At 41.8% G+C, this 15,623-nt stretch carries 11 protein-coding genes and 4 tRNA genes; 8 read left to right on the forward strand and 7 right to left on the reverse strand.

Features of this window, described 5'->3' with window-relative positions:
* Positions 1 to 4: 4 nt before the first annotated feature.
* Positions 5 to 2,569: a nitrite reductase large subunit NirB gene (gene nirB, locus R8269_RS03830; protein WP_318222456.1), complete on the reverse strand. Its 2,565-nt coding sequence runs from the start codon at positions 2,567 to 2,569 to the stop codon at positions 5 to 7.
* A 526-nt stretch (positions 2,570 to 3,095) separates the two neighbouring features.
* Here nirB and rnk point away from each other — a divergent pair.
* From rnk to R8269_RS03855, 5 genes are all read left to right on the forward strand, one after another.
* On the forward strand, positions 3,096 to 3,503 hold the full coding sequence (rnk, locus tag R8269_RS03835) for a nucleoside diphosphate kinase regulator (protein WP_005390213.1): 408 nt from the start codon (positions 3,096 to 3,098) through the stop codon (positions 3,501 to 3,503).
* A 238-nt stretch (positions 3,504 to 3,741) separates the two neighbouring features.
* The gene (locus R8269_RS03840; protein ID WP_158173495.1) at positions 3,742 to 4,701 is read left to right on the forward strand and encodes a GGDEF domain-containing protein; all 960 of its coding nucleotides are present in this window, start codon (positions 3,742 to 3,744) and stop codon (positions 4,699 to 4,701) included.
* 227 nt (positions 4,702 to 4,928) lie between these two features.
* Positions 4,929 to 5,915 carry an ABC transporter substrate-binding protein gene (locus R8269_RS03845; protein ID WP_215810394.1) on the forward strand — a complete coding sequence of 329 codons (987 nt, stop codon included), beginning with the start codon at positions 4,929 to 4,931 and terminating at the stop codon, positions 5,913 to 5,915.
* Between the two features lie 298 nt (positions 5,916 to 6,213).
* Positions 6,214 to 7,254 carry a GGDEF domain-containing protein gene (locus R8269_RS03850; RefSeq protein ID WP_225455651.1) on the forward strand — a complete coding sequence of 347 codons (1,041 nt, stop codon included), beginning with the start codon at positions 6,214 to 6,216 and terminating at the stop codon, positions 7,252 to 7,254.
* Positions 7,255 to 7,489: 235 nt separating this feature from the next.
* On the forward strand, positions 7,490 to 8,482 hold the full coding sequence (locus tag R8269_RS03855) for an LLM class flavin-dependent oxidoreductase (RefSeq protein WP_005376038.1): 993 nt from the start codon (positions 7,490 to 7,492) through the stop codon (positions 8,480 to 8,482).
* A gap of 5 nt (positions 8,483 to 8,487) precedes the next feature.
* On the opposite strand, the gene R8269_RS03860 is transcribed toward R8269_RS03855, so the two are convergent.
* Together R8269_RS03860 and R8269_RS03865 are read right to left on the reverse strand one after the other, a co-directional pair.
* Positions 8,488 to 8,561 (reverse strand) — tRNA-Cys (locus R8269_RS03860).
* A gap of 36 nt (positions 8,562 to 8,597) precedes the next feature.
* Positions 8,598 to 8,684: transfer RNA gene (locus R8269_RS03865), tRNA-Leu, on the reverse strand.
* A gap of 301 nt (positions 8,685 to 8,985) precedes the next feature.
* Between R8269_RS03865 and R8269_RS03870 the strand changes: the two genes are divergently transcribed.
* Both R8269_RS03870 and R8269_RS03875 read left to right on the forward strand, forming a co-directional pair.
* Entirely contained in the window at positions 8,986 to 9,915 is a 930-nt protein-coding gene (locus tag R8269_RS03870) for a CHAD domain-containing protein (protein WP_064376958.1), read from the forward strand.
* A 69-nt stretch (positions 9,916 to 9,984) separates the two neighbouring features.
* Positions 9,985 to 10,773 (forward strand): lipase family protein, encoded by a 789-nt coding sequence (locus R8269_RS03875; protein ID WP_005375991.1) that lies wholly within the window; start codon positions 9,985 to 9,987, stop codon positions 10,771 to 10,773.
* 74 nt (positions 10,774 to 10,847) lie between these two features.
* Here the strand turns inward: R8269_RS03875 and R8269_RS03880 are convergent, their stop codons facing one another.
* From R8269_RS03880 to R8269_RS03895, 4 genes are all read right to left on the reverse strand, one after another.
* The gene (locus R8269_RS03880; protein ID WP_005375990.1) at positions 10,848 to 11,102 is read right to left on the reverse strand and encodes a hypothetical protein; all 255 of its coding nucleotides are present in this window, start codon (positions 11,100 to 11,102) and stop codon (positions 10,848 to 10,850) included.
* Between the two features lie 130 nt (positions 11,103 to 11,232).
* Complete coding sequence (gene amyS / locus R8269_RS03885; protein ID WP_115386660.1) at positions 11,233 to 12,756, reverse strand: alpha-amylase; 1,524 nt, start codon at positions 12,754 to 12,756, stop codon at positions 11,233 to 11,235.
* A 306-nt stretch (positions 12,757 to 13,062) separates the two neighbouring features.
* A tRNA-Cys gene (locus R8269_RS03890) sits at positions 13,063 to 13,136 on the reverse strand.
* 36 nt (positions 13,137 to 13,172) lie between these two features.
* Positions 13,173 to 13,259: transfer RNA gene (locus R8269_RS03895), tRNA-Leu, on the reverse strand.
* Between the two features lie 550 nt (positions 13,260 to 13,809).
* On the opposite strand from R8269_RS03895, the gene R8269_RS03900 reads away from it, so the two are divergent.
* Positions 13,810 to 15,441, forward strand: a complete 1,632-nt coding sequence (locus R8269_RS03900) for a methyl-accepting chemotaxis protein (protein WP_053303666.1) — start codon at positions 13,810 to 13,812, stop codon at positions 15,439 to 15,441.
* Positions 15,442 to 15,623: the final 182 nt, after the last annotated feature.

Here is a 15,623-nt window from a genome sequence, read left to right on the forward strand (position 1 = left end):
TCCCTTATGCTTCAGTGATCGCTACGTGTAGGATGTCGCCTTTCGCTTCAGGGTGCTTTTCCGTGAAGGTTGCTGGGCGGTGCTGTTCACGCTCTTGTACAAACACAACATTGTCATCGCGCTTGTCAGAGTTGATGAAGTGCGCGAAACGAGTCAGTTGTGATTCGTCGTTGATGGTCGCAGTCCACTCACACTCGTACTCGTCTACAAGCTTCGCTACGTCTGCCTCTAGTTGAGAGTTGATACCAAGCTTGTCGTTAACAATCACTTCGCGTAGGTAGTCAACGCCACCTTCCATGTTTTCCATCCAAACTGATGTGCGTTGTAGTGGCGCAGCAGTACGGATGTAGAACATCATGAAGCGGTCGATGTACTTGATTAGCGTTTCTTTATCTAGGTCACTTGCAAGTAGGTCTGCGTGACGAGGTTTCATACCACCGTTACCACATACGTACATGTTCCAACCTGCGTCAGTCGCGATAATACCAAGGTCTTTACCTTGTGCTTCCGCACACTCACGAGTACAGCCAGAAACACCGAACTTCATCTTATGAGGTGTACGAATGCCTTTGTAACGGTTCTCGATGTAAGAACCTAGACCAACAGAGTCTTGAACACCGTAACGACACCAAGTAGAGCCCACACATGTCTTCGCCATACGAAGTGCTTTTGCGTACGCTTGACCTGTTTCGAAACCAGCGTCGATAAGCTTGCGCCAGATCTCTAGAAGATCGTCTTTTTGAGCACCAAACAGACCAATACGTTGAGCACCGGTTACTTTGGTGTATAGGTTGTATTCTGCTGCAACGTTCGCTAGTGCACTCAGTGCTTGAGGTGTTACTTCACCACCCGCCATACGTGGGATAACAGAGTAAGTACCGTCTTTTTGGATGTTACCTAGGAAGTTATCGTTCGTGTCGTGCAGCTTAACCAGTTGTGGCTTAAGGATGTGCTCACCCCAGCAAGAAGCCAAGATAGAACCAGCCAGTGGTTTACAAACTTCACAGCCGTAACCTTTACCGTATTTCTCTAGAAGCTCATCAAACGTTTTGATCTCTTCAATACGGATTAGGTGGAACAGCTCTTGGCGTGAGTATGCAAAGTGCTCACACACGTCGTTCTTCACTTCGATACCAGATTTAGCAAGCTCAGCATTTAGAACAGACGTCACTAGAGGAATACAACCACCACAGCCTGTACCCGCGCCCGTCACGGCTTTGATGTCGCCCAATGTGTGGTGACCATCAGCAACCGCTTGTGCGATCTTGCCTTTGGTTACGTCGAAACAAGAGCAGATCACTGCACTTTCTGGTAGAGCATCTGCACCTAGTGCTGGTTTCTCAGCGCCTGCGTGTGCAGGAAGGATCAACGCATCTGGGTGTTCTGGTAGGTCGATGTCGTTCAACATAAGTTGAAGCAGGTCGCCGTAGTCAGACGTATCGCCAACCATAACCGCGCCAAGCAGTTTCTTGTTGTCTTTAGAAACGATAAGACGTTTGTAGACTTCTTGTTCTTCGTTCTGGTAAACGTAACTCTTACAACCTTCAGTACGACCGTTCGCGTCACCGATTGAACCTACTTTTACACCTAGAAGTTTCAGCTTCGCAGACATGTCAGCGCCTTCGAATTTGCTTTCTGTGTTACCTAGTAGGTGATCAACGGCAACTGTCGCCATCTTGTAGCCAGGAGCAACAAGGCCGTAGAACATTTCGTTCCAAGACGCACACTCACCAATCGCGTAGATGTTCTCATCAGAAGTCTGACAATGATCGTTGATAGCAACACCGCCACGAGGTGCCACTTCCAGCTCCATTTGGCGTGCTAGTTTGTCTTGTGGACGAATACCTGCAGAGAATACGATGAAGTCTGTTTCTAGCTCTGAACCGTCAGCAAAACGCATAACATTGCGTGCATTTGTGCCTTCTGCCGCAATCTCAAGCGTATTTTTGCTGGTGTGAACGTTCACGCCCATACGCTCGATCTTTTGACGAAGTTGGTTACCACCAGCAAGGTCAAGTTGCTCAGCCATTAGCTTCGGTGCGAACTCAACAACGTGCGTTTCTACACCCAGTGCTTTCAATGCACCAGCTGCTTCAAGACCTAGCAGACCACCACCGACAACAACGCCTGATTTGCTCTTCTTCGCACACGCTTCGATCGCTTTAAGATCTTCGATAGTACGGTAAACAAAACAGTCTTTGCTTTCGTGACCTTTGATAGGTGGAACAAATGGGAATGAGCCAGTAGCAAGAATCAGCTTGTCGTATTGAACTTCACGGCCAGTGCTTGAGTAAACAATGCGGTTTTCACGGTTGATGTTAATCGCGCGTTCGCCGATCAGCATGTTAATACCGTGTTTCTCGTAGAAGCCTTCTTTTACTAAAGAAAGTTCATCTGCAGTATGGTGAGAAAAGTAAGAGGAAAGGTGCACACGGTCGTATGCGACACGAGGTTCTTCACAGAAAACCGTAATGTCTATATTAGACATATCAGCTTTCTCGACTAAGTCTTCAATATAACGGTGCCCTACCATACCGTTACCGATGACTACTAGCTTCAACTTGCTCATTATAATTCCTAAGGGTTAGGTTCTTATCACTGAGCTCATTGTTAATTGTGAAAGAAAATTAATACATGATGTAAATCAATTACAATTTCAAACTACCCTAAAGGGGTAGATGAACGTATTTATCTGACTATTGCGAAATAAAAAGTAATTTATTAACGGATATTGGTAGTTTTAACAAACTGAGATAACCGAAGCCATGCTAGCAACGGACTATACCGTTTTGCTTTATGAAGTAAGGCTGACCATCGAAACCGAGCACACCTACGATAAATCCTGTTTTGCTTCTAAACGACGCACTCACTTGACTTCACCGTTTCAAGGTGATCAGAGAACAATATCTGAAGTGATTGAAAGATTTAGAAAAATCAAGCTTCACAACAAAAATTTTTTACTAGCTAAGTCGCACTATAAAGACTAAAATCGGGTTTAGTTCATATGGAATAGCGTCCATATGATTGATACCGTAATTGACATATAGAGTGCCGTCCCATTTTTGTGAGGCGGCCTTTTATTTGGGAGTCATAAAATGTCAGAAAACAATTCTATCTACATCTCAAGCTTAGATATGAACCGAATCACGGCTTTGTTGGATAAAATGCCAAACATCGCAGCGGAGCTTGTGGAATTAGAAGCAGAGCTCGACCGAGCAACAGTTCTTGAGCCAGAACAAATGCCAGATAATGTGGTCACGATGAACTCGACTGTAGAGTTTAAATTTTCAGGTGAAGATAGAACCATGACAAAGACACTGGTTTACCCTTCTGAACTGAAAAGCAGTGATGATATCTCTATTTTTGCACCCGTAGGCAGCGCACTGATCGGTTTGTCTGTCGGCCAAAAACTTGACTGGCCAATGCCAAATAATCAAGTGAAGACAATCGAAATTGTCGATATCACATACCAACCTGAGCGTTGTGGTGCACTAAACCGCTAATCCTCAGTAGTCCCGGTGCAAAGGCCTCCATTTAAGACTTTGCACCAGGAGAGCCCCTCGCTTACCCCCTATTTCCTTCTTTGTTTTCCAAGCATTTACTTTGCTGCTCTTAAGTAACATCACCGATTTTTTATTATTTACCGCATATTCAATATTTATATCTCCAAGCTCAATCATAGAAATTGCAAAGTATTTTTCGTATATTGTCGCTCCGAAAACGACGTAAATTATGCGCAAAATGGAAGAATATCTAACTCGAATTGCCTGCTTAGAAAAAGAAAATGAAGAGCTGAAGCGGAAGAATGCGCGACTACAAGAAAAGTTGAATGCTGCACTCGACAGTAATGGACTGTGTTTGTGGGAGCAGCATATTCCTTCAGGTACTTTGACGATATTCAATATGCAGTGGGGAAAAATGCTAGGTTATCAGCCCCATGAGTTAACCGCGACGGTTGAAACGTGGAAAAACAATCTCCACCCTGAAGATTATGAACTTGCGGTGGGTGCATTTGAAGATCACCTAGCTGGCAAAACCGACCTTTATGAGGTAGTGCATCGCATGATTCATAAAGACGGCAGTGATAGTTGGGTCTACGATCGAGGGCGCATCGTCGAGTATGGTTCTGATGGCGAACCACTGCGCATGATGGGCACTCATATCGATATTACAAAAGAAAAGCGATATGAGCAGCAACTGGCTAAGTTAGCTTCGAGTGATCCATTGACCGGACTGTTAAATAGAAAAGCAATTGAGGAAAACTTTAATCATCAACCTCAAACCAAGCCGTCTCAGCAGTCTGCCTTAGTGTTTGTTGATATAGATAATTTTAAAGCAGTTAACGACCAGCTAGGTCATCATACTGGCGACACCCTCCTCATCAATATCGCCAATAGCTTAACAGAGCTTGCGTCAAGCAAGTCTCAAGTTGGACGCATAGGAGGCGATGAATTTGTTATCTTAAACTGGCATTCAAGTCGAGAGGAAATATCCCAACTTTGCAATCAACTCTTAGATTCAATCATTCCAGCGATAAATCAAGACTTACATAAAGTAACGATAGGAATGAGTATCGGTGTTTGTCTCTTTAACAAAGGAAAGCAACCGTTTAATGAAGTGTATCAAAAAGCCGATCACGCAATGTATGAGATAAAGAAAAATGGCAAAAATGGAGTACAATTTTTCAACTTAAAAAGTTGATATCTCTCCATAAATCATCATGTTATGAAATCAGTCATTTGCTACAACTTGAACTAACTAAAGATAAATTCTTTATATCTAAGCCAGTTACCGAAATTACCCCTAGGTACTCATAAATTTGGCACGATACAAATAAATCCCCTCCTCTCCTAGCATCAACCCAATAAGCAACTACACTCATTTAACTGATAGATTAATTACTACTATTATGAAGGGAGTTGTTTTTGATGGATACAAAACAGATTTCTACAGTTATCATAATTTTAGTTCTTTCTGCATTAGCAGTTGCTTATTTAAAGTTAACAACGGTATCAAATGCTATCCACAAACCTACAACAATCGGTATATCTAAGACGCCTCTGTCAGCCCCTTTTATCATTGCAGAGCACATAGGTGCGTTTGAAGAAAACGATTTAAACGTCGAACTTATCATGTGCTTTGGAGGGGTCGAATGTTCAAACCTACTTCTAGAAAACCATGTTAATTACGCCACTTTTTCTGAAAGCGTACTGATGTTTAAAAGCTTTGAATACAAAGATTTAGCATTAATCACTTCTTTTGCATCTTCTACGAAGGATATTAAGCTGCTAACTAAAAAGCGGTCTGGTATAGAAAGTATAGATAAATTACCAGGAAAAAAGGTTGGTGTAATAAAAAAGAGCGCTAGCGAATATTACTTAGACTTGTTGCTACAGGTAAATGACATTGATTTAGAAAAAGTAGAAAAAATATCATCAACAACGCAGGTTATTATAAATCATTTAATACAAGGAAACGTCGATGCAATATCTACTTGGGAGCCATACGGATTTATGGCCAAGAATAGAATAAATGAAGAAGTAAAGAACATAGGAATTATTGGCGTGTATAAACTTTACTTTTTGCTTGTATCAAAAGAAATACACATTGAAAAATCAGATCAAGAAGTAATGAAAATAATAAAGTCACTTCATCACTCAATTAACTGGATGGATAAAAACCCTCATTTAACAATGAAAATACTATCACAAAAACTTAACACAACAGTTGAAGAAATATCTTGGAGCTGGGATGATTATAACTTTCGATTAAATTTAACGAATTCTTTATTATTTACATTACAATCAGAAGCTAATTGGGCATTAAAACAAAACTATGTAGAAGGACAGATTCCAAATTACAGAAAAATATTTAAAGAAAACTATATCAATTCATATTTTGATGGTCTAGATTAAAATGCATCGTTCGTTAAACCACTATTTAGCATCACTATTCAGTCTAAGCGTAATACTATGTATCAGCGTTATAGTATACATAAGCTTCATAAAAATAGAAGATTATAAAGCCAAGAAACAATTAAACCAAATAATGGACATACAAATATCATTAGAGTCATTAAGTAGTTATCTTTGGGCTTACACTCAAAATAGGGGAAAAAACAATTTCACACAATTCATGATTTCTCATAACAAATTAAACGAATTATTATCTCAAAATGAGGATGTTTTATACCTTACTAAAGACCTAAAAAAAATGAATCTCGAACTGTATTTTTTAGTTCAATACGAAAATAATCATTTACTAGACAAAGATCGCCATTATGATTCAGTCGTAAATTATAATAAATCAAATCCTGTCATACAATCCAGAATAAACATTGTATCCCAGGATATGAATAATGAAATAATATATATTTATAAAAAAATACTTAATAATAAGTCTACAAAACTACAAAATTTAAATTATTACACTCAAGCAGGTATTATTTTTATCTCTCTGGTTGTTATGCTATTGTGCTTTTATATAAAAATAAAGTTCAAGAGAAGCTTTCAAAGGTTTATAAATGGAATAAAACAATTAAGCAGGTCAAATTTTGACTATAAAATCCCTTCAGAAAATCAATTCACGGAATTTGAAAATCTGTCTTGTTACTTCAATAAAATGGCGGCATTGTTAAACCACACAACAATATCAAAATCAAAACTTAAAGAAGAAGTAGAGAATCAAACTTCAGTTCTAAATCGTCAAAAAGAAAGTTTGGTATTTTTGTCTGAGCACGACTCCTTAACTAATATCTACAATCGTCGAGCAATAGAAAAACATTTGATCCAGCTTACGCGTAATTTCAGAGGCAGTGAGAATAGTTTTAGTTTGTTTTTTATAGATTTAAATTTATTTAAGGATATTAACGATAGCCATGGCCATGAGGCAGGTGATGCAGTGTTAAAATCTGTAGCTAGTAGATTATCAAGTATTATCGACGAATCAGACATGGTAGGCCGCTTTGGTGGAGATGAATTTATTATTATTCATCGTTCACACACAACAGGTACGTCTCTGTCTGCATGTGCACTACGTTATATCCAAGAAATAGAAAAAGTAATTCATTTTAAAGGTAAAGAGTTATGCGTCGGAGCTAGCATTGGTATTGCACTCTATCCTGAGCATGGGTCGAATGTACATGAATTATTAACAGCGGCAGACAAGTCTATGTATCAGTCAAAACGCTCTAAAGCTAGCTCGTTCACTATTGTCGACAACAGCAGTTCGCTGTTAAAGAGGCCTATGTTTTAATCTAAAGTAGCTGTGGAAACGTTCTACATGCGAATATTCAACGACATCGACCACTGTGGCCACTTACAGTAATAAAGCCGCTTTTATCACATAGCAAAAGCTAAACTCGTAAGCTAAACGCTCTCCAGGCATTGAAGAAAAATAATCCATTGTGAATGGTTAATCCTCCCCTTTTAAACGTCAACTTTCACCACCATATGATAGTTAAGATTCATTAACAGGCTATAACTATCCTATGTCTTTTCCTCGTTTATCTGTTCTGGATTTGGCACCCGTGTCCGACGGAACAAACTTCACCGAAACGTTCGAGCGCTCCGTTGAATTAGCTCAATCAATCGAGTCCTGGGGCTATCATCGGTTTTGGATGGCTGAACACCATAACATGCCCGACATCGCCAGTGCCGCAACCAGTGTATTACTCAGTCATATTGGAGCGCACACGAACTCGATCCGTTTAGGATCTGGTGGAATCATGTTACCTAACCATGCACCACTAGTTATTGCAGAGCAATTCGGAACGTTAGAGGCATTATACCCTGGTCGTATTGACCTCGGATTAGGACGCGCACCAGGCACCGACTACCAAACAATGCATGCATTAAGGCGGGAACCAGAGCATATGGATCCTGACTTTGAAGAGCTGTTGGAGGAACTTAATTTCTTTCTTGGTCCCGTATCTCGAAATCAACCAGTCGCGGCTTATCCAGGTAACAACACATCTCTGCCGATTTGGCTTCTGGGGTCGAGTACATACAGCGCACGTTTAGCAGCTAAGAGAGGCTTACCTTTCGCATTTGCTGCACACTTTGCTCCAGATGCAATGTCTCGTGCTCTAAACTTTTATCGAGATGAGTTTGTCCCATCCGAGCATTTAGCTCAACCCTATGTGATGATTTGTGCCAACGTTATCGTAGCGGATACTCAGTCACATGCAGATTTTCTCGCGACAACAGAGAAGCAAAAATTCTTAAAAATGATTCGCGGCAATCGCGAAAAACTTCGCGCACCAGTGAAAAGTATGGCACCACTATGGTCAGCACAGGAAAAGCTTCACGTTGAAACTCAATTACGTGAATCTATCCATGGTGATCAAACATATGTAAGACAGAAAATTGAGAAACTTTTGGAACGCACTGGGGCAGATGAAATTATGGTAAACACGATGGTGTTTGAACAATCTGAGAAGTTGAGATCCTACAGGTTACTATCGGAACTCATGGACAAGTAAAAGAATGGAGGCGCCTCCCGGAGTCGAACCGAGGTCCACGGATTTGCAATCCGCTGCATAGCCACTCTGCCAAGGCGCCTTTCTGATTTTGTATCTCTGTCACCAAAGATTTTGATGGTGCCCCGGGCCGGACTTGAACCGGCACAGCGCGAACGCCGAGGGATTTTAAATCCCTTGTGTCTACCAATTCCACCACCAGGGCAACGCAATCATGCGATGGGTTAGACACCATCTGTCTCTGCGGCCTTTGCCGTGAGAACGAGGCGTACTTTAACGGATTAATTTATCTGGTCAACAAAAAATTAGTCTCTTTTATTCAAATGGTTAAAAAGCCAACTCAAACGAACAAAGGGCGATCATTTTGCTCACAAGAACATCAGCATGCTTTGCTCTCGTTTACTTTGCTTCATCACTTCATGTCAATGAGGAATCGACAAGTCACACAAATTGGCAGTATGGGTATAAACTTAACTCGTACTGCAGGGGACAAATAAGCGCTCATCATGTTTCGAAAGTCATCATTTCAATTACCGCTACATACTGATTCCGAACTCGACTTCGTAGTGTCCCACTTCTTACTTACTGAATTTGATTATGCACGCTCTCTGGAACAGGGGATCGTCCATGACTTGGACCCTGAATATACACACCAGTATCGCGTCACACTAAGGCGCATACGCTCACTATGCTCACTACTTCGCGAACTGATCCCTCCTTTTGAACAGCGTATTTTGAAACCTCATTTAAGAATAATGATGAAGAAAACAAATAAGCTGCGTGATTTGGACGTATTTATCTTGGACAAAAACCAATACATTGAAATGCTCCCAAATCACAAATCGTCTCTTGAGCAGCTTTTTGGCTTTATCGAAGCCGAACGTGCTTACGAACAGGCAAGAGTTACGCGTTGGCTAGCTACAAAAGAATACACAACGCACTGCACTTTGGTCAGGAATAGTCTGCTGCGAAGTACGCAACACGAACGAGTGGATAGCAACGTACCTGCGTTACTCTTCGCAAGCCAAAAAATCTCCGATCAATTTAAAAAAGTTGATAAAGCACGACGCAAGATCTCGGACAAAAGTCGTGACAGCGTGATTCATTCGATGCGGATAAAGTGCAAAGCGCTGCGTTATCTGTTAGAAGGATTTTCCACGCTCTATCCTTCCCAACAGCACAAAAACAACGTGAAACAACTAAAACTATTGCAAGACAAGCTCGGTGACTTTAACGACACTTCAAGTCAAATTGAATTTTTCGCACAACTCAAAGAAACAGCAAATCTTGATAAACAAGATCGTAAGGCTTTGAAAAAGCTAATTAACGTGCTTAGCGAACATCATGCACTCTCTCGCCAAACCATCTTGACGCATTTAAGCCAGTTTGAGTCTTTCATTCGCGATACCAATACACAGAATCTCTACCGACCCTAAATCAAGGTTCACGTATTTTTAATATTCATTAATTACAGTCAAACGTTAGGCTCCACTAAGAAAGTTAACGTGAAACCATTAAAACGATACCAATACGAGCGCTATGCGGTGCTTTGTAATCTCGCCTACCCTCGCGTCTTCAGGCAAACTCAATACGGGTTCGATCCTAATGGGCAACGAGTCATTAGAAATGAACACGGTAAGATTATGATTCGCGTGCTCTGGAGTAAAAAACAGAGTGAAGTGGTCGTAGTGATTAAAGGCTCACACAGTATCAGTGATTGGTTGTTGAACTTCGCGATGTGGACGAGAAGCTGTCGAAGGTTGGGACTAAACTATCGCATTCACGCGGGTTTCTATCATCTGTTGTTCCAAGAAAGTTTACCGAGCCGAAATGAAGATCGGTTAGGGTTGACCGTGATCGAACGCCTCGAAGGTATCGTTGTACCACTTATTCTCAGGGGGAAAAGAATCACTATTACTGGCCACTCTTCAGGTGGCGCGATTGGCAGTGTTTTTGCTGACTATATTGAGAAAAAATACCCAAAAAGCATTAAACGCGTGGTCACTTTCGGACAGCCCGCTGTCGGGGATTGGACGTTTAAGAAACGCTACCGTTTGGGGCACAAAACATACAGGATTTGTTGCGACATCGACATCGTGACCTTTATGCCGCCCGTACCTTTTTTGTATTGGCATGTAGGCAAAATGCTATGGTTATATAACGGAAGAATATACGAGAACACCCCAACGCTCATACGGCTTGGGCGCTCCTTATTTAGTTGGTTAATGCGACCGTTCTCTTATCACTTTATGAGTAAATACATTCGCGACAAAGACTTTTTTGATGAACGCTGAGTTAAACATCCGAAAGGTATGAAGTATAGACACGAAAAAGCCGGACTTCGCCGGCTTTACGATTAAGTGGTGATCTACAGAGAGGCAATTTCTTTTTCAAGTTGATATTTGTTATCTGTGACAATTCGCTCTAACACTTCAACACGTCGCTTCAAGTCACCAATTTGCTTGTTAAGGTTATCTTGTTCTTCTCGGCTCATCGTATTACGTTCAGATATCTCCAACGCTCTTACTTCTTTACGATGGTTCAAGATTAACTTTATTATCCCGCCCCCAAATATGGCACCGAACACAATAGCCACAACCAATACATCAGCAATAGATTCCATTCTTTATCTTCCTCTAGATTATGCTCAAATATAAGTTACTCATTTGTCGAATGAATATCAAATAACACATTGATTCATTGAAAAGTTTTATTAAGAATTGCCTACTCTGTATCAAAATCACAGGAATGGATTATTCAACGCCAACCCAAACCGAGACAGATCCGCCGTTTACTGGGAACTCGGCCCAACCATTCGCATCAGTCCAAACTTCTTCAGTTCGGATACCCAACTTGTCTACGTAGCGAGCACTTGGTTTACCCGTATACATCCACTTCGAGCCGCCAGGTCCATCACTCATGATCACGGCCATTGAATGTGGATGATTTGCATCACCTTCTCGAGTCCAACCAATTACGTCCCAGTGGTCGAGATAAGAATGTTGTTTGCCATAGGCATAATCTTTACGCAGTGTTACTAGCTCTTTAATGTAAGGCACTTTGACCATATTGATGTCATGCCCTTTATCACTGTACTGCGCGCCGTAGTAATCTGCATAAAACACGGATGGATAACCTTCTTCACGCAATAAGATAAACGCGTAAGCGAGCGGCTTGAACCACCAATCAACGGTTGATTCCAACGCCTGCAAAGGCTGAGTGTCATGGTTTTCTACTAAGGTAACCGCTTTGACTGGATTGTCCTTCATCAGCGTACCATCCATGATTTGACGCATATCGTAGCTACCACCCGATTTAGACGCATTATAAAAGTTCATATGTAACGGTGCATCAAACAAAGACATGCTGCCAGAGGTTTTGGTGATAAAGTTATGCAGCTGATTCACATCGTAGTTCCAGTACTCTCCGACCGTGAATAGTTCTTTCCCTGTTTTCCAACGTAGGTGATCAATCCATTCTTGCAGGTATTGATATTTGATGTGCTTCACCGCGTCCATTCTAAACCCATCAACACCAGTCATGTTGATATACCACTCACCCCAGTCTTTAAGTTCTTTCTTAACTTCAGGGTGATCCATGTCTAGATCAGCGTACATAAGGTAATCGTAGTTGCCTTTTTCCGAGCTCACTTCCCAATCCCATGCCTTACCCTCACCTTTGAATTTGAAGATAGCTTTTTCTTCGCCAGCATCGTCCCAGTCCACGCCATCAAAGTGGTACCACGTCCAATGAAAGTTTGAGTACTTATCGTTGCGCCCAGGGAAATCAAACTCTACCCACGCTTCAATCCATTTATCACCAAGTTCAATATTTCGGTTGTTCCAATCGACTCGCTTGGTGTCGACCCAGGATTTACCATCCGCACCGCCGCGATGGTTGAACACCACATCGCCATAAATCTGGATATTGTTTTTATGGGCAGTATTGATGGCGCTTAGGTACTGATCTTTGGTGCCATACTTGGTGCGCACCGAACCTTTTTGATCAAACTCTCCCAAATCATACATATCATAAACGCCATAACCGACGTCGTTGCTACCACCAGCACCTTTATAGGCGGGCGGTAACCATAACGCAGTAAAGCCGTTGCCAGATAGTGCCGAAGCGTTGTTTTCAACTTGTGTCCAGAGCGCACCGTCATTTGGCACATACCAATGGAAATACTGCATCATGGTGCCATTTTGTGCCGCCATTACAGGCGAACTGAGCAGCAAAGTTAAGGGTAAAAGTGTAGGTTTAAGGTTGAATGTTTTCATTATTTTTCTCTCACGTTAAGGACTAGAATCCTCCTTTCTGCATATACGCACCAAGCGATACTAACTATGACGCTAGCTAGGTTGCTGCCTGTAATACAAAAAGTTCGGATTACAATCGAAGAGAAACTATCACCAATCACACTATACAATTATTGAGTTGTCTAACATTTATAAAGTCAATGATTAGCGCATTAAAAATATTGAATGGTGATCAAAACATGGGAGGCTTTAGGAAAGCGCGAGGGTTACGAAAAGGCGGACTAAAAACGAAAAAAGCCAGTCATTTAAGACTGGCTTTCGAAATAGTGGAGGCGCCTCCCGGAGTCGAACCGAGGTCCACGGATTTGCAATCCGCTGCATAGCCACTCTGCCAAGGCGCCTTTCTGATTTTGTATCTCTGTCACCAAAGATTTTGATGGTGCCCCGGGCCGGACTTGAACCGGCACAGCGCGAACGCCGAGGGATTTTAAATCCCTTGTGTCTACCAATTCCACCACCAGGGCAACGCAATCATGCGATGGGTTAGACACCATCTGTCTCAGCGACCTTTGCCGTGAGAACGAGGCGTACTTTAACGGATTAATTTATCTGGTCAACAATAAATTTTATCTTTTTGATTTAAGTGCTTAAAAAGCGATCTGCCTAGTACATTTGGCATTCAATTAGACCAATAAGCACCCGTTCCCTTTCATTGGCTATTAAGTCATACGCATACTAGTGCCCGTAACTGCTTCGAGGTAAACACGCGACTATCACGTTATGAACGCTGATCTTTTCACCGCTGTAACATCTGTAACAATTTGATTCCCTGCTCTTGGCACGACTGCGTACAGAACATCATATTTTGTTACCGATAACTTTATATCGAATGTGGTCGTACCTTTATAAAATCATTGACTTTTTTTATTTTCAAACAAAGCTCAATTCATTATCGAAAATATCAATAAATAATGGTACGTTACACGAGTTGCAGTAATTTAATGGACATATATCACATATAAGGATGTGGTTTACTTTGGCGACACAACATAAGAAAAACAAGGTATATCACTAATGTCTATCAAGAATCTTTCTATAGCGAAAAAGATATCGCTATCGTTTTTACTCATTGCCATCGTCAACATTGCATTTGGCGTGTTTTTATCTACAGAGCTCAAAAGCATCAAATCTGAGCTTTTAAACTATACCGACGATACGCTTCCTGCAATGGAAAGGGTCGATTCGATTCGAGATCACTTGTCTCGCTGGCGCCGAGCTCAATTTGCTGCGTACACTTATGAAGACGCAGACCAAGTCAAAACTAAAATTTCTAACAATATTAGAGAACGCGAAAAGATCACTAGAGAGCTCAACGCTTACGGTGAAACTATCTGGCCTGGCGAAGAGCAGCAAACTTACCAGCGTCTTATGCGTCAGTGGAAAAAGTATTTGGATACTATGGACCAGTACAATGAAGCGATGCTAGCTAACGACAAAAGCAAGGCCCACCCTATTTTGGCGAACTCTTTGTCTGCTTTCGAAGCGGTTGACTCAGAGTTAGGCGAACTAATCCGTCTCCTCAAAGAAGCTATGGACAGCAACAAAACTCATATCCTGTCCTCTGTAAATGGATTGAGTAATTCTTCAATTGCAAGTAACGTGATTATTCTACTGATCATGGTAGGCATGACATACGTGCTGACTCGCCTAATTTGTGGCCCACTTAAACTTGTTGTTGAGCAAGCAAATGCCATCGCGACAGGTGATCTATCAAGTGACATTGACCGTAAAGCAATCGGCAATGACGAGCTTGGTGAACTGGCAGACGCGACCACTAAGATGCAAGATGACTTACGCCAAGTTATCGATAACGTGATTGCTGCAGTTACTCAGTTAAGCAGCGCTGTCGAAGAGATGAACCAAATCTCCGATATTTCTGCGTCTGGTATGAAAGATCAACAGCTGCAAATTACGCACATCGCAACAGCAATGACAGAAATGAAAGCGGCCGTAGCCGATGTTGCTCGTAACACTGAAGACTCAGCGAACCAAGCTAACGAAGCAAACCGCCGCACACAACACGGTGTTCGTGAAACCCAAGGTATGGTTGACGCGATTCAAGAAGTTTCAAACGTAATTGGCGCTGCAGGCGATACCGTAGCAGAGCTTGAACAGCAATCGAATAAAATTAACGTGATCGTGGATGTTATCCGCGACATCGCCGATCAAACCAACCTACTTGCACTTAATGCAGCCATTGAAGCGGCGCGTGCTGGTGAGTCTGGTCGTGGCTTTGCCGTCGTTGCAGACGAAGTTCGAACTCTTGCCGGCCGTACGCAAGATTCAACGAGTGAAATCACTTCGATCATTGAGCAGCTACAATCACTTGCAAAAGACGCAAAATCAGCCACTGAACTTTCTAGAACCAGTATCTCAGAATGTGCAGAACAAGGCATTCAATCAAAACAGCTGATGAGCGACATTGAGCATTCGATTTCGGACATCTCAGACATGGGTACCCAAATCGCCACGGCTTGTAACCAGCAAGACTCTGTTGCGGAAGAGCTTAACCGCAGCATTGAAAACATACATTTGGCATCTCAAGAGGTCTCGCAAGGTTCGGAGCAAACCGCACAGGCGTGCCGCGAACTAAGCCAGCTATCCATTTCTCTTAAAGATGTAATGAGCCGCTTTAAACTGAGTTAAACTCAGTGGATACCTTAGTAGATATCAAATCAATCCCGATTTGCTTAAATTGAATGTCATCACTGAGGTATATTTAGGTATATATTAAATCACTATCTTAATAAACGCTCCAAAGCACCACTTGGAGCGTTTTACTTCGTCAGGTACTTTCCCCAAGTACTCAATAACATAACCAATACAAA

This window comes from Vibrio sp. Vb0667 (assembly GCF_033391095.1).